General features: G+C 59.1%; 29 protein-coding genes, 2 tRNA genes and 1 pseudogene. 11 read left to right on the forward strand and 21 right to left on the reverse strand.

Annotation, left to right across the window (positions count from 1 at the left end):
* Positions 1 to 9: 9 nt before the first annotated feature.
* The 4 genes from AAGW23_RS07640 to AAGW23_RS07655 are packed head-to-tail and all read left to right on the forward strand — an operon-like array spanning position 10 to position 4,793.
* Entirely contained in the window at positions 10 to 873 is an 864-nt protein-coding gene (locus AAGW23_RS07640) for an MBL fold metallo-hydrolase (RefSeq protein WP_342405869.1), read from the forward strand.
* 22 nt (positions 874 to 895) lie between these two features.
* The gene (locus tag AAGW23_RS07645; protein WP_342405870.1) at positions 896 to 2,644 is read left to right on the forward strand and encodes a bifunctional protein tyrosine phosphatase family protein/NAD(P)/FAD-dependent oxidoreductase; all 1,749 of its coding nucleotides are present in this window, start codon (positions 896 to 898) and stop codon (positions 2,642 to 2,644) included.
* Positions 2,641 to 4,416 (forward strand): SulP family inorganic anion transporter, encoded by a 1,776-nt coding sequence (locus AAGW23_RS07650; RefSeq protein WP_342405871.1) that lies wholly within the window; start codon positions 2,641 to 2,643, stop codon positions 4,414 to 4,416. The genes AAGW23_RS07645 and AAGW23_RS07650 overlap by 4 nt, the downstream gene beginning before the upstream one ends.
* Complete coding sequence (locus AAGW23_RS07655) at positions 4,413 to 4,793, forward strand: rhodanese-like domain-containing protein (protein ID WP_342405872.1); 381 nt, start codon at positions 4,413 to 4,415, stop codon at positions 4,791 to 4,793. Before AAGW23_RS07650 ends, AAGW23_RS07655 begins: the two co-directional genes overlap by 4 nt.
* An 84-nt stretch (positions 4,794 to 4,877) precedes the next feature.
* On the opposite strand, the gene AAGW23_RS07660 is transcribed toward AAGW23_RS07655, so the two are convergent.
* Genes AAGW23_RS07660 through AAGW23_RS07670 form a run of 3 tightly spaced genes read right to left on the reverse strand, consistent with a single transcriptional unit; the run spans position 4,878 to position 5,948 of the window.
* Positions 4,878 to 5,078, reverse strand: a complete 201-nt coding sequence (locus AAGW23_RS07660) for a DUF2892 domain-containing protein (protein ID WP_342405873.1) — start codon at positions 5,076 to 5,078, stop codon at positions 4,878 to 4,880.
* Between the two features lie 13 nt (positions 5,079 to 5,091).
* Positions 5,092 to 5,511 (reverse strand): DUF6691 family protein, encoded by a 420-nt coding sequence (locus tag AAGW23_RS07665; protein WP_342405874.1) that lies wholly within the window; start codon positions 5,509 to 5,511, stop codon positions 5,092 to 5,094.
* A gap of 2 nt (positions 5,512 to 5,513) precedes the next feature.
* Positions 5,514 to 5,948 carry a YeeE/YedE family protein gene (locus AAGW23_RS07670; RefSeq protein WP_342405875.1) on the reverse strand — a complete coding sequence of 145 codons (435 nt, stop codon included), beginning with the start codon at positions 5,946 to 5,948 and terminating at the stop codon, positions 5,514 to 5,516.
* 329 nt (positions 5,949 to 6,277) lie between these two features.
* Here AAGW23_RS07670 and AAGW23_RS07675 point away from each other — a divergent pair, with 329 nt between their 5' ends.
* Positions 6,278 to 6,568: a metal-sensing transcriptional repressor gene (locus tag AAGW23_RS07675; RefSeq protein ID WP_342405876.1), complete on the forward strand. Its 291-nt coding sequence runs from the start codon at positions 6,278 to 6,280 to the stop codon at positions 6,566 to 6,568.
* Positions 6,569 to 6,763: 195 nt separating this feature from the next.
* Here AAGW23_RS07675 and AAGW23_RS07680 read toward each other — a convergent pair.
* Positions 6,764 to 6,839: transfer RNA gene (locus tag AAGW23_RS07680), tRNA-Gly, on the reverse strand.
* A 6-nt stretch (positions 6,840 to 6,845) separates the two neighbouring features.
* Positions 6,846 to 6,921: transfer RNA gene (locus AAGW23_RS07685), tRNA-Glu, on the reverse strand.
* 214 nt (positions 6,922 to 7,135) lie between these two features.
* Here AAGW23_RS07685 and AAGW23_RS07690 point away from each other — a divergent pair.
* Together AAGW23_RS07690 and AAGW23_RS07695 are read left to right on the forward strand one after the other, a co-directional pair.
* Positions 7,136 to 7,903: a hypothetical protein gene (locus AAGW23_RS07690; protein WP_342405877.1), complete on the forward strand. Its 768-nt coding sequence runs from the start codon at positions 7,136 to 7,138 to the stop codon at positions 7,901 to 7,903.
* A gap of 92 nt (positions 7,904 to 7,995) precedes the next feature.
* Positions 7,996 to 8,679, forward strand: coding sequence for a glutathione S-transferase family protein (locus AAGW23_RS07695; RefSeq protein ID WP_342405878.1), 684 nt, complete (start codon positions 7,996 to 7,998; stop codon positions 8,677 to 8,679).
* Between the two features lie 223 nt (positions 8,680 to 8,902).
* On the opposite strand, the gene AAGW23_RS07700 is transcribed toward AAGW23_RS07695, so the two are convergent.
* The 3 genes and pseudogenes from AAGW23_RS07700 to msrB all read right to left on the reverse strand — a co-directional run bounded on the left by AAGW23_RS07700 (position 8,903) and on the right by msrB (position 10,758).
* Positions 8,903 to 9,781: an ATP-binding protein gene (locus AAGW23_RS07700; RefSeq protein ID WP_342405879.1), complete on the reverse strand. Its 879-nt coding sequence runs from the start codon at positions 9,779 to 9,781 to the stop codon at positions 8,903 to 8,905.
* 61 nt (positions 9,782 to 9,842) lie between these two features.
* Positions 9,843 to 10,325: a glutathione peroxidase gene (locus tag AAGW23_RS07705; protein ID WP_342405880.1), complete on the reverse strand. Its 483-nt coding sequence runs from the start codon at positions 10,323 to 10,325 to the stop codon at positions 9,843 to 9,845.
* 33 nt (positions 10,326 to 10,358) lie between these two features.
* A pseudogene (msrB, locus tag AAGW23_RS07710) lies at positions 10,359 to 10,758 on the reverse strand (peptide-methionine (R)-S-oxide reductase MsrB).
* Positions 10,759 to 10,948: 190 nt separating this feature from the next.
* Here msrB and AAGW23_RS07715 point away from each other — a divergent pair.
* The 4 genes from AAGW23_RS07715 (at position 10,949) to AAGW23_RS07730 (ending at position 14,358) form a co-directional block, all read left to right on the forward strand.
* Complete coding sequence (locus AAGW23_RS07715; protein ID WP_102836097.1) at positions 10,949 to 12,160, forward strand: pyridoxal phosphate-dependent aminotransferase; 1,212 nt, start codon at positions 10,949 to 10,951, stop codon at positions 12,158 to 12,160.
* 6 nt (positions 12,161 to 12,166) lie between these two features.
* The gene (locus AAGW23_RS07720; protein ID WP_342405881.1) at positions 12,167 to 12,610 is read left to right on the forward strand and encodes a hypothetical protein; all 444 of its coding nucleotides are present in this window, start codon (positions 12,167 to 12,169) and stop codon (positions 12,608 to 12,610) included.
* A gap of 114 nt (positions 12,611 to 12,724) precedes the next feature.
* A complete protein-coding gene (htpX, locus tag AAGW23_RS07725; RefSeq protein WP_102836095.1) occupies positions 12,725 to 13,597 on the forward strand; it encodes a protease HtpX in 873 nt (290 codons plus the stop codon).
* 116 nt (positions 13,598 to 13,713) lie between these two features.
* Positions 13,714 to 14,358, forward strand: a complete 645-nt coding sequence (locus tag AAGW23_RS07730) for a DUF2959 domain-containing protein (RefSeq protein ID WP_342405882.1) — start codon at positions 13,714 to 13,716, stop codon at positions 14,356 to 14,358.
* Between the two features lie 107 nt (positions 14,359 to 14,465).
* On the opposite strand, the gene AAGW23_RS07735 is transcribed toward AAGW23_RS07730, so the two are convergent.
* From AAGW23_RS07735 to AAGW23_RS07795, 13 genes are all read right to left on the reverse strand, one after another.
* Entirely contained in the window at positions 14,466 to 15,128 is a 663-nt protein-coding gene (locus AAGW23_RS07735) for a thiopurine S-methyltransferase (protein WP_342405883.1), read from the reverse strand.
* 67 nt (positions 15,129 to 15,195) lie between these two features.
* On the reverse strand, positions 15,196 to 16,602 hold the full coding sequence (locus AAGW23_RS07740; protein WP_342405884.1) for a sigma-54 dependent transcriptional regulator: 1,407 nt from the start codon (positions 16,600 to 16,602) through the stop codon (positions 15,196 to 15,198).
* Positions 16,603 to 16,606: 4 nt separating this feature from the next.
* Positions 16,607 to 17,797: a sensor histidine kinase gene (locus AAGW23_RS07745; RefSeq protein WP_425540816.1), complete on the reverse strand. Its 1,191-nt coding sequence runs from the start codon at positions 17,795 to 17,797 to the stop codon at positions 16,607 to 16,609.
* 125 nt (positions 17,798 to 17,922) lie between these two features.
* Complete coding sequence (locus AAGW23_RS07750; protein WP_342405885.1) at positions 17,923 to 19,392, reverse strand: sigma-54 dependent transcriptional regulator; 1,470 nt, start codon at positions 19,390 to 19,392, stop codon at positions 17,923 to 17,925.
* A 401-nt stretch (positions 19,393 to 19,793) separates the two neighbouring features.
* Entirely contained in the window at positions 19,794 to 20,090 is a 297-nt protein-coding gene (fliT, locus tag AAGW23_RS07755) for a flagellar protein FliT (RefSeq protein WP_342405886.1), read from the reverse strand.
* Between the two features lie 126 nt (positions 20,091 to 20,216).
* On the reverse strand, positions 20,217 to 20,648 hold the full coding sequence (locus AAGW23_RS07760; RefSeq protein ID WP_342405959.1) for a hypothetical protein: 432 nt from the start codon (positions 20,646 to 20,648) through the stop codon (positions 20,217 to 20,219).
* 27 nt (positions 20,649 to 20,675) lie between these two features.
* A complete protein-coding gene (gene ccmI, locus AAGW23_RS07765) occupies positions 20,676 to 21,893 on the reverse strand; it encodes a c-type cytochrome biogenesis protein CcmI (RefSeq protein ID WP_342405887.1) in 1,218 nt (405 codons plus the stop codon).
* Complete coding sequence (locus tag AAGW23_RS07770) at positions 21,890 to 22,363, reverse strand: cytochrome c-type biogenesis protein (protein WP_342405888.1); 474 nt, start codon at positions 22,361 to 22,363, stop codon at positions 21,890 to 21,892. Before AAGW23_RS07770 ends, ccmI begins: the two co-directional genes overlap by 4 nt.
* Entirely contained in the window at positions 22,360 to 22,890 is a 531-nt protein-coding gene (locus AAGW23_RS07775) for a DsbE family thiol:disulfide interchange protein (RefSeq protein ID WP_046162282.1), read from the reverse strand. The genes AAGW23_RS07770 and AAGW23_RS07775 overlap by 4 nt, the downstream gene beginning before the upstream one ends.
* A 1-nt stretch (position 22,891) precedes the next feature.
* Positions 22,892 to 24,865, reverse strand: a complete 1,974-nt coding sequence (locus AAGW23_RS07780) for a heme lyase CcmF/NrfE family subunit (RefSeq protein WP_342405889.1) — start codon at positions 24,863 to 24,865, stop codon at positions 22,892 to 22,894.
* The gene (gene ccmE / locus AAGW23_RS07785; protein ID WP_342405890.1) at positions 24,862 to 25,329 is read right to left on the reverse strand and encodes a cytochrome c maturation protein CcmE; all 468 of its coding nucleotides are present in this window, start codon (positions 25,327 to 25,329) and stop codon (positions 24,862 to 24,864) included. Before ccmE ends, AAGW23_RS07780 begins: the two co-directional genes overlap by 4 nt.
* The gene (ccmD, locus tag AAGW23_RS07790) at positions 25,326 to 25,502 is read right to left on the reverse strand and encodes a heme exporter protein CcmD (protein WP_102836083.1); all 177 of its coding nucleotides are present in this window, start codon (positions 25,500 to 25,502) and stop codon (positions 25,326 to 25,328) included. Before ccmD ends, ccmE begins: the two co-directional genes overlap by 4 nt.
* Positions 25,499 to 26,254 carry a heme ABC transporter permease gene (locus AAGW23_RS07795; protein WP_342405891.1) on the reverse strand — a complete coding sequence of 252 codons (756 nt, stop codon included), beginning with the start codon at positions 26,252 to 26,254 and terminating at the stop codon, positions 25,499 to 25,501. The genes ccmD and AAGW23_RS07795 overlap by 4 nt, the downstream gene beginning before the upstream one ends.
* Positions 26,255 to 26,386 lie beyond the last annotated feature (132 nt).

Below are 26,386 nucleotides of genomic sequence, written 5' to 3' on the forward strand. Positions count from 1 at the left end.
GAGCAAGCCATGAATGCCCGCGTTGAAGCGTTCTTCGATCCCGCGACCTTTACTTACAGTTATGTTGTCAGCGACCCGGAAACGCGTCAGTGCGCACTGATCGACTCGGTGCTGGATTACGATCCGGCGTCGGGCCGCACCTCACATGTCGGGGCTGAGCGCTTGGTCGACTATGTGCGCGAACACGACCTTGAGGTGCAATGGCTGCTCGAAACCCACGTGCACGCCGACCACCTGAGCGGCGCGCCGTACCTAAAACAGCGGCTTGGCGGGACGCTGGCGATCGGCGACCAGATCACTGTCGTACAAAACACCTTCGGCAGCCTGTTCAATGCCGGTAGCGAGTTCGCCACGGATGGCCGTCAGTTTGATCGTCTGTTTCACGACGGTGATGTCTTTCAGGTCGGTCACATTCAGGCGCGGGCTATTCATACGCCAGGCCACACGCCGGCCTGCATGACCTACGTCATCGGCGACGCCGCGTTCGTAGGCGATACCCTGTTCATGCCCGATTACGGCACCGCGCGATGCGACTTCCCGGGTGGAAATGCGCGGACGCTGTACCAGTCGATCCAGAAACTGTTCACGCTACCAGCCGAAACCCGCGTGTTCATGTGCCACGACTACAAGGCACCGGGCCGCGAAGAGTTTCGCTATGAGACGAGCATTGCAGCCGAACGAGAGTGCAACATCCACGTGCACAGCGGCATCAGCGAGGACGATTTCGTCGCCATGCGCACCGCGCGAGACGCCACCCTGGCGATGCCCACGCTGATCCTGCCGTCAGTGCAGATCAACATGCATGGCGGTGAGCTACCAGCGCCTGAAAGCAACGGCACCCGTTATTTGAAGATTCCTTTGGACGCGCTGTAGCTGCCTGTGTGGAGGACGTCACATGCAAACCTTAAAACGCCTGACACCCTTCATCTCGGTGGCCGCCCAATTGGATCCGGCCGATATGGCCCTGCTGGCGGGAAGCGGCTTTCGTTGCGTCATCAACAACCGTCCGGACAACGAGGGCGAAGGCCAGCCCTCCAGTGATGCTATGCGCGTTGCAGCCGAGGAATCGGGGCTCGAATACCATCACCTTCCAGTAGTTTCCGGGCAGATCAGCGACAGCGATGTTGCTGCCTTTCGCGCACTTCTGGAGCGGATCAAAGGTCCCGTGCTGGCGTTCTGCAGGACCGGCACCCGTTCAGCATCGCTCTGGGCGTTGGCCGAGGCTCATCATCTTGCCCCACACGAGCTCATCCAAACGGCTCGACAGGCCGGTTACGATTTGACCTCCCTGCGACCGCGCCTGGACCAGTATTGGCAATCTGCAGCGGAGGGTCCGCTGAGCCCTGCACCCACGCTCGCCGCCACGCCACGTTATGACGTGCTGGTTGTCGGTGGCGGTGCGGCTGGCTGCGCCGTGACGGCCAGTTTGCTCAAGCGAGCCCCCGATCTGAGCATCGCAATCATCGAACCACGCGAACAGCATTACTATCAGCCAGGCTGGACGCTGGTCGGCGCCGGGGTGTTTGATCGCGCTAACACCGAACGCGCCATGAGCCGTTGCATCCCGACAAAGGCGCAGTGGATTCACGCAGCCGTGGAAACCTTCGATCCGGAACATCAACAGGTGGTGCTCGAAGATGGTAGCCGCATCGGTTACCGCTCGCTGGTGGTCTGTCCGGGCCTGAGCCTCGACTGGGATGCCATTGAAGGCGTGCGCGACAGCCTCGGAAAATATGGCGTGACGTCCAATTACGCCTTCGAGCTGGCACCTTATACCTGGCAGCTGGTGCAGCATCTGCGTCGCGGCAAAGCCCTGTTCACCCAGCCACCCATGCCCATCAAGTGTGCCGGGGCGCCGCAGAAGGCCATGTACCTGTCCTGCGACCACTGGCTCAAGAAAGGCATCCTGAAGGACATACATGTGGACTTCTGTTCAGCTGGCGCTGTGCTATTCGGCGTTGCCGAGTTCGTGCCTGGCCTGATGCACTACGTTGAACGTTACGGCGCCACGCTCAACTTCAATAACAACCTGATCGCAGTCGACGGTCCGGTGCAAAAGGCCTGGTTCAAAGTGTCCAACGGAACCGGCCAGAGCAGTACGGTCGAACGTGAATTCGATCTGCTGCATGTCGTACCGTCCCAGCATGCACCGGATTTCATTCGCCAGAGCGCACTGAGTAACGCTGACGGCTGGTTCGAAGCTGAGCATGAAACTCTCCGCCATCCACGCTTCGGCAATATCTTCAGTCTCGGTGATGTTTGCTCTGCACCGAACGCGAAGACCGCTGCAGCGGTGCGAAAGCAAGCACCGGTGGTAGCGGAGAAAGTATTGAGCGTGCTAAGCGGCAAGGGACCGCAGGCCATCTATGACGGCTATGGCTCCTGCCCCTTAACTGTCGAATTCGGCAAAGTGATCCTCGCTGAGTTTGGATACGGCGGCAAACTGTTGCCGACTTTCCCGCTCGACCCCAGGGTGCCTCGGCGCCTGGCCTGGAAGCTGAAAACGCGGTGGATGCCCTCGATCTACTTCGACATGATGCTTAAGGGCCATGAATGGCTGGCCGAACCGAAACATCTGGACTTCGAGCCGCGGCCGGCCGAGGCGCTCAACGCCTGTGATTTTACTCAGGAGAAGAAGGGATGATGCAGCGGCTCGCCCGCCACCTACCGTGCCTGGAATGGGGGAAACAGTACAACAAGGCTGCTGCGGCCAAGGACAGTCTGGCCGCGCTGATCGTAACGCTCATGCTGATCCCGCAGAGCCTGGCCTACGCGATGCTTGCCGGACTGCAACCGGTAGCGGGCCTTTACGCCAGTATCCTGCCACTGATCGCTTACACGCTTTTCGGCACCAGCCGAACCTTGGCGGTTGGCCCCGTCGCCGTGGTATCGCTGATGACGGCCGCCGCCCTCGGCCCTTTGTTCGCTTACGGCAGCGCCGCGTATGCAGGCGCTGCACTGCTGCTGGCAATGATGTCCGGCGCGATCCTGCTGGCCATGGCGGTTCTGCGGCTGGGTTTCCTGGCCAATTTCCTCAGTCATCCGGTGATTTCAGGGTTCATCAGCGCCTCGGGCATTCTTATCGCAATCGGTCAACTCAAGCACATCCTTGGTATCTCAGTCACCGGCGAAAGTGCTGCTCAGCTGCTGCAGGGATTGATCCAAGGCCTGCCAGAAACGCACATGCCCACACTCACCATCGGAACCACCAGCCTGGTTTTCCTGTTTCTGGTACGCAGCCGCCTTGGCCGCTGGCTGCAAGGGCTAGGCATGGCGCCCCGCACAGCCGGCACGCTCACTAAAGTCGGCCCGGTCGTGGCCCTGCTCCTGGCAATAGCGGCGGTCAGTGGCTTTCAGCTCGCCGCTACAGGCGTGCGCGTGGTTGGCGAAGTGCCCAAGGGCCTTCCTTCTTTGAGCCTGCCCCCACTAGACCTCGCGCTAATCATTCAACTCCTGCCAGCGGCAGTTCTGATCAGCCTGGTGGGCTTCGTCGAGTCAGTTTCGGTAGCGCAGACCTTGGCGGCCAAACGTCGCGAACGCATCGAACCCAATCAGGAGCTGGTCGCCCTGGGCGGCGCCAATATCGCCGCTGCCCTGAGCGGAGGTTTCCCGGTCACCGGCGGTTTCGCCCGCTCGGTGGTCAACTTCGATGCTGGCGCCCAGACGCCGCTGGCTGGCGCACTCACAGCTGCCGGCATAGGCCTGACGGTATTGTTCTTTACACCGCTGTTTCACAACCTGCCACACGCTGTGTTGGCCGCGACCATCATCGTCGCGGTACTCAGCCTGGTCGACCTTACCGCGCTCACGCGCACCTGGCGTTATTCCCGCCAGGACGCCGCCGCCATGGCCGCCACCATGCTCGGCGTGCTGCTGATTGGCGTCGAGACTGGCATCATCATGGGGGTGGGGTTATCGCTGTTGCTGTTTCTCTGGAGAACCAGCCAACCGCATATTGCGGTGGTAGGACAGCTACCTGGCAGCGAGCACTTTCGCAATATCGAGCGTTTCGCCGTGGTACAGAGCCCCAGGGTGCTTTCGGTGCGCGTCGATGAAAGCCTCTACTTTCCCAACGCTCGCTTTCTCGAGGACCGCATTGCCGAACTGTTGGGCCAATACCCGCACGCCGAGCATCTGGTGCTGATGTGCCCCGGAGTCAATCTGATAGATGCCAGCGCACTGGAAAGTCTCGAAGCCATCTCCGCGCGCCTTCACACGGCCGGCGTCCAGCTTCACCTCTCCGAAGTGAAGGGACCGGTGATGGACCGGCTGCGCCGCACAGATTTCCTCGAACATTTCGGCGGACAAGTGTTCATCAGCCAGTACGAAGCACTGCTCGCCCTGGATTCACAGACCACTCGACACGCACTTGAGCGGCAGCGTTGCAACGGAACCAGCATGGGAGACTGCAAATGAAAAACGCACATGACCTCGTCGAACAGGCCCGAGCCCGCATACAGGAAATACCACTTGGCGATGCCGAAGCGGCAATCAAGGCCGCGGATGTCGTGATCGATGTACGCGAAGCCGATGAGTTTCACGAAGGCCATATACAGGGCGCCACGAACATTCCGCGCGGCCTGTTGGAGTTCAAGCTCAGCGGTACGCCCGAGCTAGGCGCACGGGATATGAACATCGTGCTTTACTGCAAGACCAGTGGCCGCGCAGCGCTGTCAGCTGCATCGCTACAGGACATGGGCTATCTGCACGTAAAATCGATCGCCGGCGGCTTTGATGCCTGGACCGAAGCCGGCAAGCCGGTAGCGAAACCGAGCCTGCCGAGCTTTGAGTAGCCACGCAAAATCAGCATATCCATAAAGCGGAAAACCGACGTCGCCGTCGGTCTTCTGCCGGATGATCTCGCCTCTGCATCCTGTTCAGGGCTTGGGACTGCATGCCTTGCAAGTCTTGATGCCAAGCAGCGTATAAGCCGGGCAAAAGCGGAAAAGCCCGGTGGCGAGTGCTAACAGCCCGATCCATCCCCACACCCCGATTAACCCGGCCAGCGTCAGGCCGATGAGTGCGAGGCCGATGACGATCCGAAGTGTGCGGTCGATGGTTCCAACGTTGGTTTTCATAATGACCTCCCGGTCAGCAAACGCGCCGGCGTTCCAGCACGGAGAACAGCAACATCCCGCCAAGCATGGCAAGGACAAACAAGAGCACCTGCCAGTGTCCACTGAGCAACACGGCGATCGCCGGGCCCGGACAGATACCGGCAATGCCCCAGCCGATACCGAATAGCAGACTGCCGCCAATCAGGCGCCCGTCGAGCTCGCGTTTGCTGGGCAATTGCATCGGGGCGTCGAGCAATGAGCGCCGGCGCGCCTTGGCCAAACTGAAAGGCACCAGCGCCGTACCGATCGCACCAACCATGACCAACGCCAGCGACGGATCCCAGGCACCGAACAGATCGAGGAAACCGATTACCTTAACAGGGTTGGCCATACCCGAAAGCAACAACCCCAGTCCGAACAACAGGCCAGCGGCAAACGAACTCAGCTTGCGCATATTCAGCCCCCGAGGAGATGACGAAGGACAAAGACTGTGGCGAAACCCGCAGCCATGAATGTCAGCGTCGCCACGATCGAGCGAGGTGACAGCCGGGAAATGCCGCACACTCCGTGGCCACTGGTGCAACCGGCGCCGTAGCGGGTGCCGATACCGACCAACAACCCGGCCGCCAGTAGTCCAAGCCAACCCGACTGAAATTCCAGGGCCGGCAAAGCGGTAAACGAAACCCACAACATCGGCGCCAGCAATACGCCAAGAATGAATACGAACTTCTCCCCTCGCCCTTCGGCATCGCGCTCCAGCAGGCTGGCCAGCAGACCGCTAATACCAGCGATACGGCCATTGAGGAGCGCGAAGAGCCCGGCCGCCGCACCAATCAGCACGCCGCCGGCCAGCGAGGTCCAGGGAGTGAAGTTGCCCCAATCGATCGTCATAACTAGCTGGTTCCGAAATAAGTAGCCGTGGGACGTAATCTCGATCAACCCCACCGGAAACCGGCTGTTCTATGGGGCTGTTCGCTGTAACGCCTAACGCCGAGAAATGTCCTCAACAGCTTTTAGGGCTTGTGAGATCCACCGGCGCCGACGGCATTAGTTAACCGCAATACAATATATTTTTCAATATATTGTCGGATTTAATGGATCGAAAGAAGTTGGCCGTACGCAGTGGCATCGTTAGCATGCACCGACCGGTATGCCCGGCTGACAAATGCTGATGACCGAGCTTGTCAGCAGACGCCCTTTCCGTGACGCCAGGTATCAGCATGAATGATCAGACGACCACCGCCGAAGCCCTACAGCTGCAGGAACAACAGCAGGCCATGTTGAAACGGCTCGCGAGGGTGGAGGGACAGGTGCGGGGTATTCAGGCGATGATCAAACGTGGCGAGGATTGCGAAGCGATAGCCCAGCAGTTCTCTGCCGCTCGCAGCGCGCTGGATAAAGCCTATCGGCTGATGCTGACTTGCCTGATCGAAGAGGCCATGCACGATCAGACTCAAGACACGGGCGAGACGCTGGCGCGTGTGCGCAGCATTTTTACAAAGTACACCTGACAGTAAGGTACTCGCAGGCCGGGCCTGTGGCCCAAGGTCTCGAGCGCTAGTAAGCGTCAGTAGGCGAACCCCTAACGCTCCAGATTCTGCAGAGGCTATGGACAATCGACTGATTGAATGGGCATAAACGAAAAGAGCGACCCGTAGGTCGCTTTTTCGCGCTTCGAAATCTTTTGAGAAGACTCGAAGCAAATTTGGAGCGGGAAACGAGACTCGAACTCGCGACCCCGACCTTGGCAAGGTCGTGCTCTACCAACTGAGCTATTCCCGCAAATAATGGCGTCCCCTAGGGGACTCGAACCCCTGTTACCGCCGTGAAAGGGCGGTGTCCTAGGCCACTAGACGAAGGGGACGCTGCCCGGAAGCTATTGCTTTATCCGGCTTTCAACGTTTCAGCTTTAGAGCTTCACGCTGCAAGTGGCGCGCATTCTATGGACGTCTAACAAGGTCGTCAAGCACCATCTGCAAATATTTTATGTAGCCAACGTCTAGCCAGCGTTGAGCTATCAGCTTGCCATCCAACGCTCTACACTCGGAAAAAATCGCTCGGTCAGAGAGGTGCGTTTCGTGTCCCCAGTTCTGATTACTGGATTGGTCATCGCCGGCCTGTTCATCCTGATTGCAATCGGCGTCATCAATCAGATCGTTGAAAAGAACAGTCTTGAAAAGGCGCGCATACGCGCCGAGCTCAGCGACCGTATGCGCCGCTGCGCCAATCTCTCAGCGAGTTTCCCAGGCCAGATGATGACGCCGGAGCTCAAGCTGTTGCTGACCCGTCTGGAGCTGGGCCTGACCGAACAACTTCTTCCCCTAGACAAGAAGAATGCCACACTCGAACCTCGGGTAGCCGCTCTGCGCACCGCTGTCGCCAAGGGTGAAGATATCCCTGTGGAAAACGCGCCAGTCAGGATCGCCACCGAAGCCCAAGCGAAGGAGATTCGCTTGCTGATGGAAGACCTGCATACCCAGATCGTCTGGGCCGCCAAGCAGAACCAGCTGGAAACGACTGCCGCCAAGCGCTGGATCCAACAGATTCAGCGGATGATGGTGATGTTGCATGTCGAATACTTCAGCAATGTTGGCCAGCAGGCGCTTCAACAGGGCAGCGCGCACAAAGCACGACTGGCTTTCGAGCGCGGCATCCAGCATATCCGCAAGCAGCCCAACCCGGCCGATTATCAAGCCCAACTGAGCAAGCTCGAAGCAAGCTACAGCCACGCCAATAAGCTCGAGCAGACACAACAACAGCCGAAGCTTGACGAGCCGAGCGAGCTGGCCGAAGGTTTGAAGAGCCTCGAAAGCGAAGACGACTGGAAGAAAAACAACATCTATTAGGCACTGACCGGACGAATAGAGACGGCGCGCCCGCGCCATTCACTTGCTCCTCTCTCGTCTGGCGGTTGCCTCCCTGCCGTGGAGAACTCGCTATGCCCATAACCGTATTCGGTGCCCCCCTATCGCCCTTCGTTCGCAAAGTACGCCTTTGCTTACAGGAAAAAGGATTGGACTATGGGCTCGAACTCGTCATGCCGTTCACCCCACCGGAGTGGTATCTGCAGCTCAACCCACTGGGCCGCATTCCTGCCATGAAGGATGGAGAACTCTGTCTTGCTGACTCCAGCGTGATCTGTCAGTACCTTGACGAGGCCTACGAACAAACCGTGCGGCTGTACGGCGACAACCCGGCCGGCCGGGCACAAATACGCTGGCTGGAAAAATACGCCGATTACGAACTCGCACCGCTGACGACGTTCGGGGTTTTCCGCAACCGCGTGCTGAAGCCCAGTTCCGGCAAGCCCTGTAACGAGGAAACCGTGCAGGCCGCCTTGAACGAGAAGCTGCCACCGCACTTCGACTACCTCGAACGCCAGCTGGGGGAGAGCGCCTTTTTCACTGGCGAGCAACTGTCGATGGCGGACATCGCCGTTGCGTGCCAGCTGATCAACATGGAACACGGCGGCGAGGTGGTAGACGCAGGTCGTTGGCCAGCGCTTGCCGCGCACTACTCGCGAATGAAGGCACGCCCGTCTGTTGAGAACGTGTTGCCCGGGGAGCAACGCATTGCCGCAAAGCTCATCGACATGGGAAAAACGCCAACACCCGCCAACTGAGGCTGACCTGCGCCGCCTGGTTGTCACTAAAAGTGGCTACCACTGGGCGGCCCTTCAGCAAAGCCGCCCACTCCAGGGCAAAAATCAACAAGCCTTGCCTCGTGGCCATCTGATACATCCGTTGTGCTATAGCTATGGAGGCGCATCTCCAGGCAAGTCGTCTAGGCTGAGCTCATCAGATCGGGCCGCCTTCACAACGAATGCGACAAGGCTTGCCAATCCCTCAGAGCAAGCGAACACCCACCCATTGCCGAGCGAACTGGTAAGCGCAGCGACCGTTGCGATTGCCACGCGCCGTGGCCCATCGCACAGCCTCCTTCTCGAGCTCATCATCCCAACGCCAGCTCAGCCCCGCCTGCGTAGCCAGCGAACCGATCCAATGTCGCACCACGTTCAGGTAATGCTCCTGGCTGAACGGGTAGAACGACAGCCAAAGTCCAAAGCGATCTGACAGCGCAATCTTGTCCTCGACCGCCTCATTCGGATGCAGCTCCCCATCAACCATCTGCCAGTTATCGTTGTCGCTCTGCCGCTCTGGCACGAGGTGTCGGCGATTCGAAGTGGCATACAGCAGAACGTTGTCGGGCGCGCGCTCCAGCGAGCCGTCCAGCACGCTTTTCAAGACCCGATAGTCACCCTCACCCGCTTCGAACGAAAGGTCATCACAGAACACCACAAAATGCTGCGACTGTCCGGCAAGCTGATCGACCAGTCTGGGCAGATCAGCCAGATGATCGCGCTCGATTTCTATCAGGCGCAGTCCTTGTGGCGCATGTTCAGCCAGCAGCGCTCGGATCAATGAGGATTTGCCCGTACCGCGGGCGCCCCAGAGCAGGACATGGTTTGCTGGCAGGCCAGTCACGAACTGACGGGTATTACGCGATAACAGCTCACGCTGCCGATCGATACCAATCAGGTCGTTCAGCTTCATGTCGAGCGACACATTCAGCGCCTGCAGATAGCCACCCGCCCCTTCACGGTGCCAACGTGCGGCCAAGCTCGCTGCCCAATCGATTGGTGCCCGCCGCGCAGGCAGCAAGGGCTCCAAACGCGTCATCAGCGCATCGGCGCGCTGCAAAAAAACCTTCAGCTCGGCATCCATTCAACGGCTCCAGAACGATCGCACCCGCTACAGGCAAAGCGCTGTAGCGACGAATTAAAGGTTAAAGGTGAGCTTCGAGATGCGCTACCAGGGCGTCCGGCGAAGTGCGCGAAGAAAAACGCTCGACCGAGCGCCCCTGATCGGTCACCAGAAACTTGGTGAAATTCCACTTAATCGCTTTGCTGCCTAGAAAACCGGGCGCACGCTTCTTCAATTCGGCGAACAAGGGGTGGGCATCGTTTCCGTTGACCTTGACCTTGGCAAAGAGCGGAAAGCTGACACCAAAATTGCGATCGCAAAATGCAGCGATCTGCGCCTCGTCCCCCGGTTCCTGATGACCGAACTGATCACAGGGGAACCCGAGCACTACTAGCCCCTGATCGCGATAGCGCTGCCAGAGTGCTTCCAGTCCTTTGTACTGGGGCGTGAAACCGCATTTGCTAGCTGTATTGACCACCAGCAGCACCTTCGCATCGTACTCACCCAGAGAGACCTGCCGCCCATCAAGGGTCATGCAAGTAATATCCAACATTGGATCATGCATGATCGGACCTCACTGCCACGTTTCGAACCATATTCAGGCCTCGCTCGGCTTATGGTTCAAAGAGGCAGAATTGATGCAGTAGCGCAGCCCGGTCGGTGCCGGACCATCCGGGAATACATGGCCCAGATGGGCATCACAGCGAGCACATTTAACTTCGATGCGGTGCATGCCATGGCTGAAGTCGTCGACGCTGGAAATGGCCGTATCGCTGACCGGCTGAAAGTAGCTCGGCCAGCCGCAGCCAGAGTCAAAACTTGGCAGCCGAATCAAACAGCGGCGCATCGCAGCAGACACAATGATAGATGCCTGGGGTTTTCATATCGTTGTACTGGCCGGTGAATGGGCGCTCGGTGGCACCCAGGCGACAGACCTGAAATTGTTCGTCGGAGAGCTCTTCACGCCAGGTTTCCAGCGGTTTCTCTAGCTTGTCCATCGGTACACCTCGTGATCTCAAAAAAGGCGGATCTGTACCTTTTCCGGTAGTCGGGCCGCACGTATGATGCGTTGCTCTTAGACGCCTAGTCTGGCAGCGGGGTTTCAGACTGCCAAGGCGCCCGGGTTCATGCCAAACGTCGCCAGCCATCGAACGCTGGGCGCGTCTTCACTTCGGGACACTCAGGATCATGCAGGTCAGCAAATCGAACAAGCTCGCCAATGTCTGCTACGACATCCGTGGGCCAGTGCTCAAGCACGCCAAACGCCTGGAAGAGGAAGGCCATCGCATCCTCAAGCTGAACATCGGCAACCCGGCACCGTTCGGTTTCGAAGCGCCGGAGGAAATCCTCCAGGACGTGATCCGCAATCTGCCCACTGCGCAGGGCTATAGCGACTCCAAAGGTCTGTTCAGCGCACGCAAGGCGATCATGCAGTACTACCAGCAGAAGCAGGTAGAAGGCATCACCATCGAAGACATCTACCTTGGCAACGGCGTGTCCGAGCTGATCGTGATGTCCATGCAGGCCCTGCTCAATAACGGCGATGAAGTACTGATTCCGGCGCCTGACTACCCTTTGTGGACCGCCGCCGTGAGCCTGGCTGGCGGCAAACCGGTGCATTACCTCTGTGACGAACAGGCCAACTGGTGGCCAGATCTAGCCGACATCAAGGCCAAGATCACGCCGAACACTAAGGCGCTGGTACTGATCAACCCGAACAATCCGACGGGTGCAGTTTACCCGCGCGAAGTGCTGGAAGGCATGGTCGAGCTGGCTCGTCAGCACAAGCTTGTGCTGTTCTCCGACGAGATCTACGACAAGATCCTCTATGACGATGCGGTGCACATCTGCACCGCATCCCTTGCTCCGGACGTGCTGTGCCTCACCTTCAACGGACTTTCGAAGTCCTACCGGGTCGCTGGTTTCCGCTCCGGCTGGGTCGCGATCTCCGGCCCCAAGCACAAAGCGCAGAGCTACATCGAAGGTATCGACATTCTGGCCAACATGCGCCTGTGCGCCAACGTTCCGTCCCAGCATGCCATTCAGACAGCCCTGGGCGGCTACCAGAGCATCAACGACCTGGTGCTGCCACCGGGCCGACTGCTGGAGCAACGCAACCGAACCTGGGAACTGCTCAACGACATTCCCGGCGTCAGCTGCGTCAAGCCAATGGGTGCGCTGTATGCGTTCCCTCGAATCGATCCGAAGATCTGCCCAATCCACAACGATGAGAAATTCGTCCTTGATCTGTTGCTGTCAGAAAAACTGCTGATCGTTCAGGGGACAGCGTTCAACTGGCCTTGGCCGGATCACTTCCGGGTAGTCACCCTGCCCCGAGTCGATGACCTCGAGCAAGCCATCGGCCGCATCGGCAACTTCCTCAAGACCTACAGCCAGTAGGATACGATGGACCTGCACATCGACGACTTCTACCGGGACGCCGCGGCCGGGCTGCTGATTCTTTATCAGGCCTTTCCGCGGAAGGTTGCGCTGTACGTCGAGGATCTCATCGGTCATGAAGAACCCGATGAGTTCGGTTTGCCCAGCAAGCGCCACCAAGGCTGTCTCGGCGCCCTGATATGGCTCGCCGAGGAAGGCTATATGCGATTCGAGAGCACCATTCATTTCCAGGCACTGGACCAGGCGGCGCTCACCGAGAAGGCATTCATGCGACTGACACGCAGCGTTCCCAGCGTCGGCACATCTCATGAATCACTGCCGGCGAGTGTTCGTCGGGTCCAGTCCACCCTGGCGCATCAGTTGCGCGAGGCGTTGCGTGAAGGCGACAGCGAGCGGCTGGCAAAGCTGACCCGGCAGCTGTTCGATAGCGCCGTGATTGAGCACCGCTGAGCGCGACCGCCCCGAGGGCGACATAGCTTGAAATAGTCGCTCGGTTGAATCGCATCGGCCCGCCCCTTATATAGCCTATCGTTCTTTACTGTTCCCCTTGGAGTCTGCCGCAACATGATGCGCATTTTCTTGTTCCTGGCCACCAACCTGGCTGTACTGGTAGTTGCCAGCGTCACCCTCAAGCTACTCGGGGTCGACCGCTACACCGGTCAGAACTATGGCAGCCTGCTGGCTTTCTGCGCCGTCTTTGGTTTCGCTGGCGCGCTAATTTCGCTGTTCATCTCCAAATGGATGGCGAAAATGAGTACTCGTACCGAGATCATCAGCCAACCGCGCACGCGCCATGAGCAGTGGTTGCTGCAAACAGTCGAGCAGCTTGCCCGTGAAGCCGGAATCAAGATGCCCGAAGTGGGTATCTTCCCCGCTTACGAAGCCAACGCCTTCGCCACCGGCTGGAACAAGAACGATGCGCTGGTCGCGGTCAGCCAGGGCCTGCTCGAGCGTTTTTCCCCGGACGAAGTCAGGGCTGTACTGGCTCACGAGATCGGCCATGTATCGAACGGCGACATGGTCACGCTCGCCCTGATCCAAGGTGTGGTGAACACCTTCGTCATGTTCTTCGCACGCATCTTCGGCAGCTTCGTTGACCGGGTAATTCTGAAAAACGAAGATGGTCATGGAATCGGCTATTTCGTTGCGACGATCTTCGCCGAGCTGGTCCTTGGCATTCTTGCCAGCATTGTCGTCATGTGGTTCTCGCGCAAACGTGAGTTCCGTGCCGACGAGGCGGGCGCACAGCTGGCCGGCACCAGCGCCATGATCGGTGCCCTGCAGCGTCTGCGCGCGGAACAGGGCGTCCCAGTCGACATGCCAGACAGCCTCAAGGCATTCAGCATCAACGGCGCCCTTCGCAACGGCTTCGCCGGCCTGCTGATGACCCACCCGTCGCTGGAAGACCGCATCGAAGCCCTGCGCCAGCGAGGCTAAGCGAGCGAGCCAGAACAAGGGCGGCAATAGCCGCCCTTTTTTTCGTCCAGATTTTGCACGTAGTGGCTGTATGCCTGTCGAAGCAAGCGCCTTCTTTGAATAGGGATATGCCTAATATGCGACGCTTTCTTTTACTCGCCTTCGCCTTGCTCACCCTTGCCGGCTGCCAGAGCGCCTACTTCTCGGCCATGGAAAAAGTTGGATTGCATAAGCGAGACATTCTTGTTGACCGCGTCGAGGATGCGCGCGACTCCCAGCAGGACGCCAAGGAGCAATTCAAGGACGCCCTGGAGCGGTACCGCAGTGTGGTACAGGTCGACGGCGGCGAACTCGAGGAGCGCTACGAAGCTCTGAACAGTGAATTCGAGGCCAGCGAGAACAGCGCTCGTGAAGTCCGGGACCGGATCGATGCTGTCGAAGATGTCGCCGAGGCGCTCTTCAAGGAATGGAAACAGGAACTCGACGAGTACAGCAACGCAAGCCTGAAGGCGACCAGTCAGCGAAACCTGGAGCGCACCCAGAAAGACTATCGTGTCCTGCTGCAACGGATGAATGCAGCGGAAAAACGCATCGACCCGGTGCTTGATGTGTTGCGCGATCAGGTGTTGTTTCTCAAGCACAACCTCAATGCCCGTGCCATTGGCGCTCTCAAGGGCGAATACCGCACGCTCGAAGGGAATGTGGATCAACTCCTGGCCGAGATGCAAAGGGCCATAGACGAAGCCGACGTGTTTATTCGTCAACTTCAGCGCAGTCAATGACCACGCTACCCAGTCGGGCCGCCGTCATGCTCGTCGCGTTAGACACGCAACGGGCGCGCTGCTGAACGACCACTGGGTTCCTGGCTGGGACACGGCTTCGAGGGGTGCTAGGCTAGGTCATCGAGCCGATAGCAGCGCTCATCCAGGCGTGTGAGCCCGCGCTGGAGAAATTTCCAATTGCTTTCGTTCAATACGTCTGCAAGCTCTAGCAATTCGATTTTCCAACGCGCGCCCAAAAGATCTCGAACCTCAGCATCGCCTACCGCGAACGGCGGACCCGACATCTGCTCCTGCGGGTAGTCCAATGCAATCAGCAACCCCTGGCAGCCAGGCGCGAGGATGCTGGCGAGATGGTTGGCGTAACGCTGACGCATATCGGAAGGCAATGCGATAAGGGCAGCCCGGTCGTAAAGTGCTCGGCAGTCAGCCACATCATCCGGCGTCATGGCAAAAAAATCGCCACAGCGGATTTCAACGTTACCCGCTCGGTAAACCTTGAACTCACCCTGAACGCTGACATCTGGAACTAGCCCGTGCTCGGCAAAGAAATCCTCGGCTGCGCGCTCACTCAGCTCCACTCCCAGGACGGCGAAGCCCTGATCGGCGAGCCAGGTCATGTCCAGGCTTTTGCCACACAACGGCACCAGGACGCGCCCGCCTGGGGCCAAGTCCAAGCTGGGCCAATGGCGGCGTAGATAAGGGTTGACCTCATTCAGATGAAAGCCGATTTCGTTACGTGCCCAGCGACGCTGCCAGAACGCTTCATCCATGTTGAGACCCTCTTGAACGATGTTGGTCTAGGAGCTTATCAGAGCCGTATTCGCCCGAAACACCGCTTCAGCCGGAGCGCAGCGCTGCCTCCGGGTCCATACCGGCGTCGCGCATCTGAGCGAGCTTGTAACGCAGGGTACGTGCACTGATGCCTAGACGGTCAGCCGTCTCCTTACGGCGCCCGCGCTCGGCACGCAGGGTATCGAGGATGAGCTCGAATTCGCGACGTCGCAGGTCTTCGCCCAAGGCACCGGTAATTTCGGCCGGCGCAGAGACGGCCAAGGGTCCGGACGGAGTGAGCATGGTTTCACTCGCCTGGGCTTGCGCCAATGAAGCGAAACCGGCAGCAGCAGTCAGACAAAGATCGTCTGGCCGGATCATCCCGCCCTGCTGCAGGATCAACGCGCGCTGAATAGCGTTGTCCAGCTCGCGCACATTACCGGGCCAGGCATGCCCGAGCAGACACAGGCGCGCCTCGGATGTCAGCCTTGCGACCGGCTGGCGCATTTTCGCCGAGTGACTGGCCAGCAACCGCTCGGCGAGCGGCACGATATCCGCAGGCCTGTCACGCAATGCAGGCCAGGCGAGCGGGAAGACCGAGAGGCGGTAGAAGAGGTCTTCCCGGAAACGCCCACTGCGAACCTCTTCAGCCAGATCACGATTGGTTGTGGCGAGGATACGTATGTCGAGCGGTATCGGCTTGCGCCCACCAACGCGCTCGACCTCACGCTCCTGCAACACTCGCAGCAACTTGGCTTGCAATGCCAGCGGCATCTCGGAGATCTCGTCGAGCAACAGCGTGCCATGATCGGCCAGCTCGAACTTGCCAGGCTGCATGGCGATAGCGCCAGTGAAGGCGCCTTTCTCATGACCAAAAAGCGTCGCCTCCAGCATGTTGTCTGGAATCGCAGCGCAGTTGATCGCCACGAACGGCTTGTCCGCTCGCGATGATTGTTGATGAATAAAACGCGCCAGCACCTCCTTGCCGGTCCCCGACTCCCCGGAGACGAGCACGGTAGAATCGCTCTGGGCCACCCGGGCCGCCAATGCCAGCAATTGCCGACTCGCTGGCTCGACCGCCACAGGACCCTGCATGTCGCCAACCCCAAGCTGGCCGCACGCATGGCGGCCGACCAGGTCGAGCAGCACTTTCGGCTCGAACGGCTTGACCAGGTAGTCCACTGCCCCTTGACGCATGGCCTCGACGGCGCGCTCGACCGCCCCATAAGCTGTCATGAGCAAGAAAGGTGTCTGCGGATACCGTTCGCGCACAAGCGCCTGCAAGGCGTGACCATCCATACCAGGCATGTTCACATCGCTTACAAGCAGGCCGAAGCTTTCCTGACTCAGCGCGCGCAAAGCGGCCTCAGCGCAATCAACAGCGCAACAGGAATAGCCACCCAGCTCGAGGGTATCGCCTAGCGCTTCGCGCAAAGCACGGTCGTCTTCGACGAGTAAAACCTTTACGCCCATGGTGCTACTCCGTAAGACCCAGAGAAGAAGCCGGGAGCAGCGGCAACTGCAAGGTGGCGCAGGTTCCTCTGCCTGGGCGGGAGCGAAGCTCAAGCGCACCTGAATGGGCCCGCGCGACCGCGTTGACGACAGCCAGCCCGAGGCCCGTCCCGGTCGCCCGTGTAGTGAAAAATGGCTCGCCGACCCGGGACAAGCTCCCGGCATCAATCCCGACGCCGTTGTCGCTGATGCTGATGCGCAGTACGGCACCGCGTGAAAAGAGGTGAATCTTCAGCCTGGTATCGCCGGCCGCTGCCTGGAGCGCATTTTCAATAAGGTTTAGCAATGCACCAATCAGGGTGTCGCGATTGCACAACAGAGCGCCCGTGTGGACATCGCATTGCCAGCGAACGGCTATGCCTTCCAACTTGGCCTCGGCCGCTGCACGAAGTGCTGCAAGCAACTCGGCGGGCATCAGCCGGTCTTCAAGCGGCAGATCACCGCGGGCGAAAACCAGCATGTCACGGACCTGATGCTCCAGCTCGTTCAGCCGGTCCTTAAGACGACCGGCAAACCGCTGCTGGTGCTCGGCCGACAGCCCGCCCTGCTCCAGATGGCTTGCATACAGCAGGGCTGACGATAACGGCGTACGGATTTGATGAGCCAACGAGGCTACCATCCGGCCAATCGCAGACAAACGTTCATGACGCGCCAGTTGCTCCTGTAGCCGTCGCGTTTCCGTCAGATCGGTCAACAGTACTAGCTGCCCAGGCTCACTGTTCAAGGAACGTGTAGCGATTGAAACGCGACGCCCATCCTTCAATGAAATCTCGTGGCCATCATCGCGGCGCGGCGAGAAACTTCGCGCAATCACCTCGCGCCAGAGCACTCCTTCGAGCGGTGCACCTAGCAGCTCAAGTGCTACTGGATTGGCTTCGCGGACCCTGCCCTGGCCATCGATAACGATCACACCGCCAGGCAACAGGTCAAGCAGGCTCTGCAAGCGGTTCGCCAAGCGCTCTTTTTCATCGAACTCTTGCAGGCGCTGCGCAGCGCTCTCTGCCAGCTGATCCTTCAGCTCGGCTACTCGCGCCTGCAACATACACTCGGACTCACCCAACTGGCCGGATATGTCACGGAACAGCGCGAGCGACTGTTCGAGCTCATCGCTTGCGCCGGCCGTTATCGGACATTTCACTGGGTCGGGAGAGCATATCGCTGAAGTCACGGGCACACGTATCCGTCAAAAGATGGTCGGTAACCTGTGCATCAGCAAGGATCATGCCCGTGATGGCAGCCCCTGAGGGCCACGCCGCAAGCAAGGGCGGCGCGGCAAACGAATCACTCGTCGAGCTCGTCTTCTCGACGGTTCATTCCATATTTACGCATTTTCTCCACAAGCGTTGTACGCCGTACCCGCAAGCGCTCCGCAGCGCGCGCCACAACGCCGCCCGCATCTTCGAGTGCCTGCTGAATAAGCCCTTGCTCGAGATTGCCTAGATAATCTTTCAGATCAAGGCCTTCCACGGGGAGCATGGCGTGCGCATCCGCCGCAATGATTGGAGCGTTTATCGCAGCACGTTCTTCCATTTCGTCGTGCATGCTGGTCGCGTACTGCTCATCGTCGTCATCGACATGGCGGAATTTCTTCGGCAACTCCATCACACCGATCACGCCGTACGGGTGCATGATGGCCATGCGCTCGACGAGATTGGCCAGCTCCCTTACGTTACCCGGCCAATCGTGCCTACACAGGGACATGATCGCGGCCGAGTTGAAGCGGATTGAGCCACGCTTCTCGTGCTCCATGCGCGAGATAAGCTCATTCATCAGCAGCGGAATATCTTCGATACGCTCGCGCAGCGGCGCCATTTCGATCGGGAACACGTTTAACCGGTAATAGAGATCCTCGCGGAAGCTGCCATCCACGATCATCTTTTCCAGGTCTTTATGCGTGGCTGCGATGATGCGTACGTCGGCGTTCTGCGTCCTATTGCTACCCACTCGCTCGAAAGTGCGCTCCTGCAGGACGCGCAGCAACTTAACCTGCATAGGCAGCGGCATGTCGCCGATCTCGTCGAGGAACAGCGTTCCGCCTTCGGCCAGCTCAAAACGCCCCGCACGTGAAGTAATCGCGCCGGTAAACGCACCCTTTTCATGACCGAACAGCTCGCTTTCCAGCAACTCTGCCGGAATCGCCCCGCAATTGACCGGAACGAAAGGTCCATTACGGCGCTTGGAGTGGTAGTGCAGGTTGCGTGCAACAACCTCTTTGCCGGTTCCCGACTCACCAAGAATCAACACGCTCGCTTCGGTGTCAGCAACCTGCTGCATCATCTGACGCACGTGCTGGACTGCACGACTGGTGCCTACCAGACTGCGAAACAGGTTGGGCTCGCGCTGTCGGCCACGTGCCTTCGCCTTATCGTTCATGTCCCGATAGATCTGGGCGCGGTGAAGGGAGTCGAGCAGCTTGTTGTAGCTTGGAGGCATTTCCAGGCTGGTCAGCACACGCTGACGCAGTTCATCTGGCCATTCGGCCGGCGTCGGCTCGCCAATCAATAGCAACGGCAGGTTTTCATCCCACTTGCTGATCTGCTTGAGCAACTCTACGGCGCCGCCCTTGGCTGCAACGTCACCAAGCATTACGCCGAGTATGCTGCGGCTTGACTCCAGTGAATCGACCGCAGCCTGCCATTCGCTGCTGGCGCATGACAAATGATCTTCGCTGAGAAAGTTCAGAATGACCGTCAGATCCCGGCGACGATCCTGATCGTCGTCTATCAACAAAATTTTGGTTTCACGCCACATCTTGTTTATAGCTCTAGAGGCTGAAAGAAAGCCCGCGCCCGTCCTCGGCAGAACGGCAACGTCATTGGCAGATAGGCGGTAGTTAATTAAAAAAAACGGCCTGAGTCAAATTTATGACGTGATTCAACGACAAAATAGCAAGGAATGCATTTTGTTATTGACTTAGAGCAACTCGCTAGCAACGAGTCGGAAGATATCTGGTAGGACTTGGCTCGACTGTACCGGCCTGAAAGATAGGGGGCAAAAGCTCCATATTTCGGGCGGAAAGGCCCACCGTACGGCGAAAAACGATGCTGATGAGGTAAGGACTCCTCACAGCACCGACTGAACGACGTCAGCTGCACACTGCCGCACACGCCAAGTACAAGCGCGACCAGTGGTCGCCTTGTATTGCGGAACCCTCAACCAAATAACTTATAAACATTAGCGCCTTGCTGGGAGTGGTTGAGCTGAATCAGCTCCCCTGCCACACGCTGCTTCTCGCTCTGACAGCAAGTGACCAGTTCACGGTAGAGACTTACCAGCTCCTGCAAACGCTGCCGAATCGCTGAGTCGTCCTCACGAGGCTCGACCATAGCAGCCTCAACAACTTGACGGCATTGCAGGTCAAGCACGCTGATCGCTGTCCAGTCCTGCTGAGCCATGGCGTCACGCAAGGCGTTGCCGGTTTCCTCAAGACGTTTGACTGCTGCACTCATGAATCCGCTCCGAATGAACTGGCAACAAGGCCGAACCGATACCGCCTGAACCGCTGTCCGCGGCGCCTGATACTTTATCGGCTACATCCACGTCGCCTTTAATTGCCACAGCGGAAAAATGTACGGTCAGTGCAGGCTGCGCAGCCCCGTTGGAACGCTAGGTGGCGCCACCGGCTCCCAGGGACCACCAGGCCGACCGGCGCAATACCAGTCGCCATCCCAGCGGTAGTAGAGACGCTCGCGATAGAACAAGTCCTGCCCCTCCAGAACGTAGACGCCCAGACGGTTGTCCCAATGCGCAGCAGCATGAGGCGGCGGCGCATAACGTGGATGGCTTTTCTGGGTGGCCGGCGGGCGCGGCGCCGGTGGGGTGCGCACTGGGGGAGGCGTAGCAACCGGTTCGCGAGGCGGCGCCGATGCGGGCGGCGCCGGGTCGCGTGTCGGCCCGGACGCCTGGTAAGGATTGCCCGCACAGGCCCCAAGCAGCAACGCCAGCGTTACTACTGCGCTGACTCTGGCCAGGCGCTGAAACCTTGTTAAAACCCGCTCCTCCAGCATGATCACTCGTCTCCCGAACCCCTGCGATCAGGGTGCTACAGGTTGGTCGATAGTCAGCTTGACCGCCTCCGCATCACCCGGCGCCAACGGCTCGCTACTGCCTTGCCACTCACCGCGAGTAGCGTTCCCGTCTCGGGATACGCGGGCAAACAATCTGACTTGTTCAAAGTTGGACAATCGAAGCTGTGGAGTCATTGCATCTGCGTCACTCAAGTTAACCGTCGTGGGTAAATCGGCAACCGTTATACGTTTCACGGCCAAGGGCATCGGCGGGCCGGACAATGCACGGGCGAAGATGAATACGGCATCGGTCGGTCGAACCTTGTCGGCCACTTCGCCAGCCAGTTGCACTTCAACAGTTAGTCCCGCCCCGGTCTCGGCAACCCTGTCGCCGGCCGGTTTGGTCACGCTCGCCGGAGCCGACTCGCCGAGCTGCTCGCGCGCACGTGCGATACCGCCCTGAATGGCATCACGCGATGGATCTTCAGCAGGCAGCGTTGCCACCAACCGCTCCCAAAACCCTATCGCCTCCGCGAATCGTTCTTCTTCGTAGGCCGCGATCCCCAACAGCCCGAGGCTAGTGACCTCATGTGGATCACCGCGTAATGCCTCGTCGGTCAGCTGCTGAAGCAGCTTGGACCATTGACGGTCACCAGCGAAATAGAGCGCCTGCGCCCACTGACCCAGGAGTTCCGGCTGACGCCCCGCCAGCTTGACGACCTGCTCGAAAGCGGTAGCAGCATCCGCAGGGCGCTCTCGGTTCATATAGGTCTTGGCGAGGAAATACCAAGCCTCGGCGGACTCGGGCTGAGCCTTCACGGCGCGCTCCAGCCGTCCAACCATCTCTTCCATCGTCGCGGGTTGCTCGGTGAACTCCCGCGCCAACTGCAGTTTGTCGCTCGCGCCCCAGTGCAGGTAGAGACCATATCCAACCAACGGCACAAGGATAGCCGCGATCAGCGGCACAGCCCGACCCAAATGGTTATTACGGCGAGTGGTGGTGCCCTCGGTGTCATCAAGCAACTCGCGCGCCGCATCGGCGCGCCCGGCCTCGAGCTGTTCTGAATCAAGGGTTCCGGCCGCCTGTTGCGCCGCAAGCTCTCCAAGCCGCTCCTGGTAAAGCGCGACATTCAACGCCGTCCGGTCTTCCTCGGCCTGTACACCACGCCCACGCAACAACGGCAGCAGAAGGAACGCCAGGGCGGCCAGCAGCAACAGGCCTGCACCTATCCAGAAATCGATCATGGTTCTTTTCTATCCAACAACGTGGCCAGGCGCTCGCGCTCGGCCTCGGAAAGGGTGTTCGACGCTGGCTTATCGGACGCACGGCGACGACGTATCAGGATGAACGTCAAGACGGCGAATCCAATCACCAGCAGGACAATCGGTCCATACCAGAGAACAAGCGTTTTGGCATTGACGGGCGGTTTGTAGCGAACGAAGTCGCCGTAACGGGCGACCAGATAGTCAATAATCTGCTCGTTGCTCTGTCCTTCTTCCAGCATGCGGTAGATTTCACGGCGCAGGTCCATGGCGATCGGCGCATTGGAATCGGCAATGTTCTGGTTCTGGCACTTCGGACAGCGCAACTCTTCCACCAACGTCCGGTACCGCTCGCGCTCGGCCTCGTTTTTGAACTCGTAGGCATCAATCGCCGCCGACGCGCTGCCCAGCAGACACAGCGTCAGCAGAAGCCCCTGAATCAGCTGCTTCATTCGTCCACCAGTTGTTGATAAAGCGCGGCAAGCTGTTCACGCCAAACACGCTCGTCTATGACGCCGACATACTTGTGACGGATGATGCCCTGCTTGTCGACGAAGAAGGTTTCGGGCGCACCATATACACCCAGATCCAGCCCCAAGCTGCCCTGCTCGTCGCGAATGTTCAGCTGGTAGGGATCGTGAAAGTCTTTAAGCCATTTCTGCGCTGCGGCATTGTCATCCTTGTAATTGACGCCATGGATAACCACGCCCTGCTCTGCAAGCTTGTTCAACACTGGATGTTCGACCTTGCAGGCGACGCACCAGGTTGCCCAAACGTTAACCAACGCTGGCTTGCCCTTAATGTCCTCGGCGGTAACGACCCTCTGGGGATCCTCGACCGAGGGCAGCGAGAACGAAGGCAGCGGCTTGCCGATCAACGCCGATGGCAACTCGGTCGGGTCCAGAAACAGACCGCGATAAAGAAACACGGCGACGAGCAGGAAGATCGCCAGCGGTAGCAACATCAACAATCTTTTCATCTCAGGCTCCTTGCTGCGCCAAACCGAGCGCCTCGCGTACACGGGTCCTGACCTTCACCCGGTAACGTTTGTCGCTCACCGACAGCACGCCCCCCAGCGACATCATCAGCGCACCTAACCAGATCCAGCGCACGAACGGCTTGATATGCACCCGGACCGCCCAAGCACCGTTTTCCAGCGGCTCACCCAACGCCACGTAGAGATCCCGAGTGAAGCCCGCGTCAATGCCCGCTTCGGTCATCGGCATCTGTTGCACGGTGTAGAGGCGTTTCTCCGGGTACAGTGTCGCCACCTGCTTGTCACCTTCGAAGACGCGAATGGTGCCTTTGTCAGAGGTGAAGTTGGGACCTTCGAAGTGCTTAGCACCGTCGAACACGAAGCTGTAACCACCCAGCTGCAGCGACTCGCCTGGAGCCAGACGCAGATCGCGCTCGTCGCTCTGCTGACTCGTCAACACCACACCCAACGCGCAAACCACCAGACCGAAATGCGCTAGCTGCATGCCCCAATAACTCGGCGCAAGGCTCCGCAATCCCTTGAGCAATCCCTTGTGGCGGGTCTTGTCGAAGATATCGCGCACGCCAGCGCTCACCACCCAGCCGGCAAGCAGGCATACAGCCAGCACAGCCCAGTGGAAGTCACCGAAGAGCATCGAGCCCAGACCGCCAAGAACGGCACTGGTGATCAGCACGGGTGTCAGCATGCCGATCAACCATTTGACCGGTGTGTTCTTCCAGCGCACCAGCACGCCGACACCAAGGGCGAGCATCAGGGCGCCGATCAGTGGCAGGAACATCGCGTTGAAATAAGGCGGGCCGACCGAAAGCTTGGTATCGGATAGTGCGTCTAGCAGCAGCGGATACAAGGTACCCAGCAGGATCATCGAGGTGGCAACGACCAAGAGCAGGTTATTTACCAGCAGCAGCGTTTCACGCGACCACAGGCCAAAACCGATCTGGCTCTTTACAACCGGCGCACGCAGTGCGAACAGCGTGAGCGAGCCGCCGATCACTACCAGAAGAAAAGCCAGAATGAAGACACCGCGCGCCGGGTCAGTGGCGAAGGCATGTACCGACGTAAGCACCCCAGAGCGGACCAGAAACGTGCCTAGCAAGCTGAGCGAGAAGGCAGCGATTGCCAGCAAGACGGTCCAGCTCTTGAACACGCCACGCTTTTCCGTCACCGCCAGCGAGTGGATCAAAGCGGTGCCCACCAACCATGGCATGAATGAGGCGTTTTCCACTGGATCCCAAAACCACCAGCCGCCCCAACCCAGCTCGTAATATGCCCACCAGGAACCGAGGGCGATACCCGTTCCCAGAAAGGCCCAAGCGATCAGCGTCCAGGGACGCGACCAGCGCGCCCAGGCCGCGTCGAGACGGCCGCCCAGCAAGGCGGCAATGGCGAACGCAAAGGCAACTGAAAAGCCGACATAACCCATATAAAGCATGGGTGGATGCACTACCAGACCGAAGTCCTGAAGCAATGGATTCAGATCTCGCCCATCCATCGGCGCTTGTGGCAACAGCCGCTCGAAGGGATTGGACGTAACAATCAGGAACAGCAGAAAGCCTATGCTGATCAGCCCCATCACGCCCAGAACCCGCGCCAGCATATCCTCGGGCAACTGTCGCGAGAAGATCGACACAGCAAAGGTCCAGCCTGCCAGGATGAATGCCCACAGCAACAGCGAGCCTTCGTGTGCACCCCATACGGCGCTGAACTTGTAGTACCAGGGCAAGGCGCTGTTGGAGTTCTGCGCGACATAGACCACGGAGAAATCATCCACCATGAAGGCATAGGTGAGGCAGGCGAAGGAAAACGCCAAGAAGGAAAACTGACCCCAGGCGGCAGGTTGAGCCAGGCCCATCCATTGGCTGTCGCCGCGCCAAGCCCCGATCAGCGGGAGCGTGCCCTGTACCACGGCCAGACACAGCGCCAGAATCATTGCCAGGTGACCAAGCTCAGGAATCATTTCGCGTCCTCCGGCGCGCTAACGCTGTAAGGCTTGCTTTTGCCACTTTTCTCCAGCGCTGCGGTGACCTCTGGCGGCATGTAGTTTTCGTCATGTTTGGCTAGGACTTCATCAGCAACCAGGACGCCATCGGCATTTACACGCCCCAGGGCAACGATACCCTGCCCTTCACGAAACAGGTCGGGAAGAATGCCCTGGTACTGGATAGTGACCGCTTCGGCATAGTCAGTGACCCGAAAGCTCACCGTCAGGGAATCATTACTCCGCTGTACCGAACCCTCTTCCACCATGCCGCCAGCACGAATCCGCGTGCCTTCCGGCGCTTCGCCTGCCGCGATCTGCGTCGGTGTGTAGAAGAGGTTGATGTTCTCTTGCAGGGCGGATAACGCCAGCGTAACCGCAACACCGACGCCAGCCAGAATGGCCAGAATGATGAACAGACGCTTCTTGCGCACAGGATTCACTTCATTTCCTCCCGGCGCAAACGACGCGCCTCGTCTTGCAGATAACGCCGACGCGCCATCATTGGCAGCGCCACGTTGAGAACCAGAACCGCCAGGCTGATGCCGTAGGACGTCCAGACGTACAGACCATGGTTACCCATGGCGATGAATTCTGAAAATGACGAGAAGTTCATGATGCTTTACCCACCTGTTCTTTCACTTCCGCTTTGACCCAACTGCTTCTCGACTCGCGGCGTAGCACCTCGAGACGCATGCGCATGAGCAGCACCACCGCAAAGAAGCAGTAGAAGCCCAGCACCATGACCAATAGGGGCGCCCACATTTCCACGGGCATGGCCGGCCTTTCCGTCACGGTGAAGGTCGCCGGCTGGTGAAGGGTGTTCCACCACTCGACGGAATATTTGATGATCGGAATGTTCACCACCCCGACGATTGAAAGCACAGCGCAAGCCTTGGCCGCGCTGTCACGATTACTGATGGCCTGACCCAAGGCAATGATGCCGAAGTACAGGAACAGCAGAATCAGCATCGAAGTCAGACGCGCATCCCACACCCACCAGGCGCCCCAGGTGGGCTTGCCCCACACTGCACCGGTGACCAGCGCGATGAAGGTCATCCAGGCACCAATGGGCGCAGCCTGCTGGAGGGCGACATCGGCCAGCTTCATTTTCCAAACCAACCCGACCAGCCCCGCCACCGCCAACATCACATAGATAGACTGCGCCAGAAACGCAGCCGGAACATGGATATAGATGATTCGGAAACTGTTGCCCTGTTGGTAATCTTGAGGAGCAAATGCCAAACCCCAGACCAACCCGACGCCAACCAGCAGCAATGCGGCCCAGGCCAACCAAGGCAGCCAGCGACCGCTGATACCATAAAACCACTTAGGCGAACCCAGCTTGTGAAACCATGTCCAGTTCATAGAGCCTGCCTCACGCCTGCTTCGTATGCCGATACTGCGCCATAACCGGTCAACCGCCGCTTGTTTGCGATCATCAAATTCATCGTGGCGATAACCGCTCGTCTCGCATCGGCCAACTGCGTTCCGCTATTG

Source organism: Stutzerimonas chloritidismutans (genome assembly GCF_038562055.1).
In the GTDB taxonomy this organism is placed as follows: Bacteria; Pseudomonadota; Gammaproteobacteria; order Pseudomonadales; family Pseudomonadaceae; genus Stutzerimonas; species Stutzerimonas chloritidismutans_A.

Excerpts from the sequence above, each read along its gene's own strand:
- AAGW23_RS07670 (WP_342405875.1), bottom strand. The coding sequence starts at position 5,948 with ATGACGATCGATTGGGGCAACTTCACTCCCTGGACCTCGCTGGCCGGC.
- AAGW23_RS07665 (WP_342405874.1), bottom strand. The coding sequence starts at position 5,511 with ATGCGCAAGCTGAGTTCGTTTGCCGCTGGCCTGTTGTTCGGACTGGGG.
- AAGW23_RS07775 (WP_046162282.1), bottom strand. The coding sequence starts at position 22,890 with ATGAAAAGATTGTTGATGTTGCTACCGCTGGCGATCTTCCTGCTCGTC.
- fliT (WP_342405886.1), bottom strand. The coding sequence starts at position 20,090 with ATGAGTGCAGCAGTCAAACGTCTTGAGGAAACCGGCAACGCCTTGCGT.
- htpX (WP_102836095.1), top strand. The coding sequence starts at position 12,725 with ATGATGCGCATTTTCTTGTTCCTGGCCACCAACCTGGCTGTACTGGTA.
- AAGW23_RS07655 (WP_342405872.1), top strand. The coding sequence starts at position 4,413 with ATGAAAAACGCACATGACCTCGTCGAACAGGCCCGAGCCCGCATACAG.
- ccmD (WP_102836083.1), bottom strand. The coding sequence starts at position 25,502 with ATGAACTTCTCGTCATTTTCAGAATTCATCGCCATGGGTAACCATGGT.
- AAGW23_RS07675 (WP_342405876.1), top strand. The coding sequence starts at position 6,278 with ATGAATGATCAGACGACCACCGCCGAAGCCCTACAGCTGCAGGAACAA.
- AAGW23_RS07795 (WP_342405891.1), bottom strand. The coding sequence starts at position 26,254 with ATGAACTGGACATGGTTTCACAAGCTGGGTTCGCCTAAGTGGTTTTAT.
- AAGW23_RS07740 (WP_342405884.1), bottom strand. The coding sequence starts at position 16,602 with ATGGGCGTAAAGGTTTTACTCGTCGAAGACGACCGTGCTTTGCGCGAA.
- AAGW23_RS07715 (WP_102836097.1), top strand. The coding sequence starts at position 10,949 with ATGCAGGTCAGCAAATCGAACAAGCTCGCCAATGTCTGCTACGACATC.
- AAGW23_RS07720 (WP_342405881.1), top strand. The coding sequence starts at position 12,167 with ATGGACCTGCACATCGACGACTTCTACCGGGACGCCGCGGCCGGGCTG.
- AAGW23_RS07770 (WP_342405888.1), bottom strand. The coding sequence starts at position 22,363 with ATGAAGCAGCTGATTCAGGGGCTTCTGCTGACGCTGTGTCTGCTGGGC.
- AAGW23_RS07640 (WP_342405869.1), top strand. The coding sequence starts at position 10 with ATGAATGCCCGCGTTGAAGCGTTCTTCGATCCCGCGACCTTTACTTAC.
- AAGW23_RS07705 (WP_342405880.1), bottom strand. The coding sequence starts at position 10,325 with ATGCATGATCCAATGTTGGATATTACTTGCATGACCCTTGATGGGCGG.
- AAGW23_RS07780 (WP_342405889.1), bottom strand. The coding sequence starts at position 24,865 with ATGATTCCTGAGCTTGGTCACCTGGCAATGATTCTGGCGCTGTGTCTG.
- AAGW23_RS07700 (WP_342405879.1), bottom strand. The coding sequence starts at position 9,781 with ATGGATGCCGAGCTGAAGGTTTTTTTGCAGCGCGCCGATGCGCTGATG.
- AAGW23_RS07695 (WP_342405878.1), top strand. The coding sequence starts at position 7,996 with ATGCCCATAACCGTATTCGGTGCCCCCCTATCGCCCTTCGTTCGCAAA.
- AAGW23_RS07760 (WP_342405959.1), bottom strand. The coding sequence starts at position 20,648 with ATGCTGGAGGAGCGGGTTTTAACAAGGTTTCAGCGCCTGGCCAGAGTC.
- AAGW23_RS07730 (WP_342405882.1), top strand. The coding sequence starts at position 13,714 with ATGCGACGCTTTCTTTTACTCGCCTTCGCCTTGCTCACCCTTGCCGGC.
- AAGW23_RS07660 (WP_342405873.1), bottom strand. The coding sequence starts at position 5,078 with ATGAAAACCAACGTTGGAACCATCGACCGCACACTTCGGATCGTCATC.
- ccmI (WP_342405887.1), bottom strand. The coding sequence starts at position 21,893 with ATGATCGATTTCTGGATAGGTGCAGGCCTGTTGCTGCTGGCCGCCCTG.
- AAGW23_RS07735 (WP_342405883.1), bottom strand. The coding sequence starts at position 15,128 with ATGGATGAAGCGTTCTGGCAGCGTCGCTGGGCACGTAACGAAATCGGC.
- AAGW23_RS07650 (WP_342405871.1), top strand. The coding sequence starts at position 2,641 with ATGATGCAGCGGCTCGCCCGCCACCTACCGTGCCTGGAATGGGGGAAA.
- AAGW23_RS07645 (WP_342405870.1), top strand. The coding sequence starts at position 896 with ATGCAAACCTTAAAACGCCTGACACCCTTCATCTCGGTGGCCGCCCAA.
- AAGW23_RS07750 (WP_342405885.1), bottom strand. The coding sequence starts at position 19,392 with ATGTGGCGTGAAACCAAAATTTTGTTGATAGACGACGATCAGGATCGT.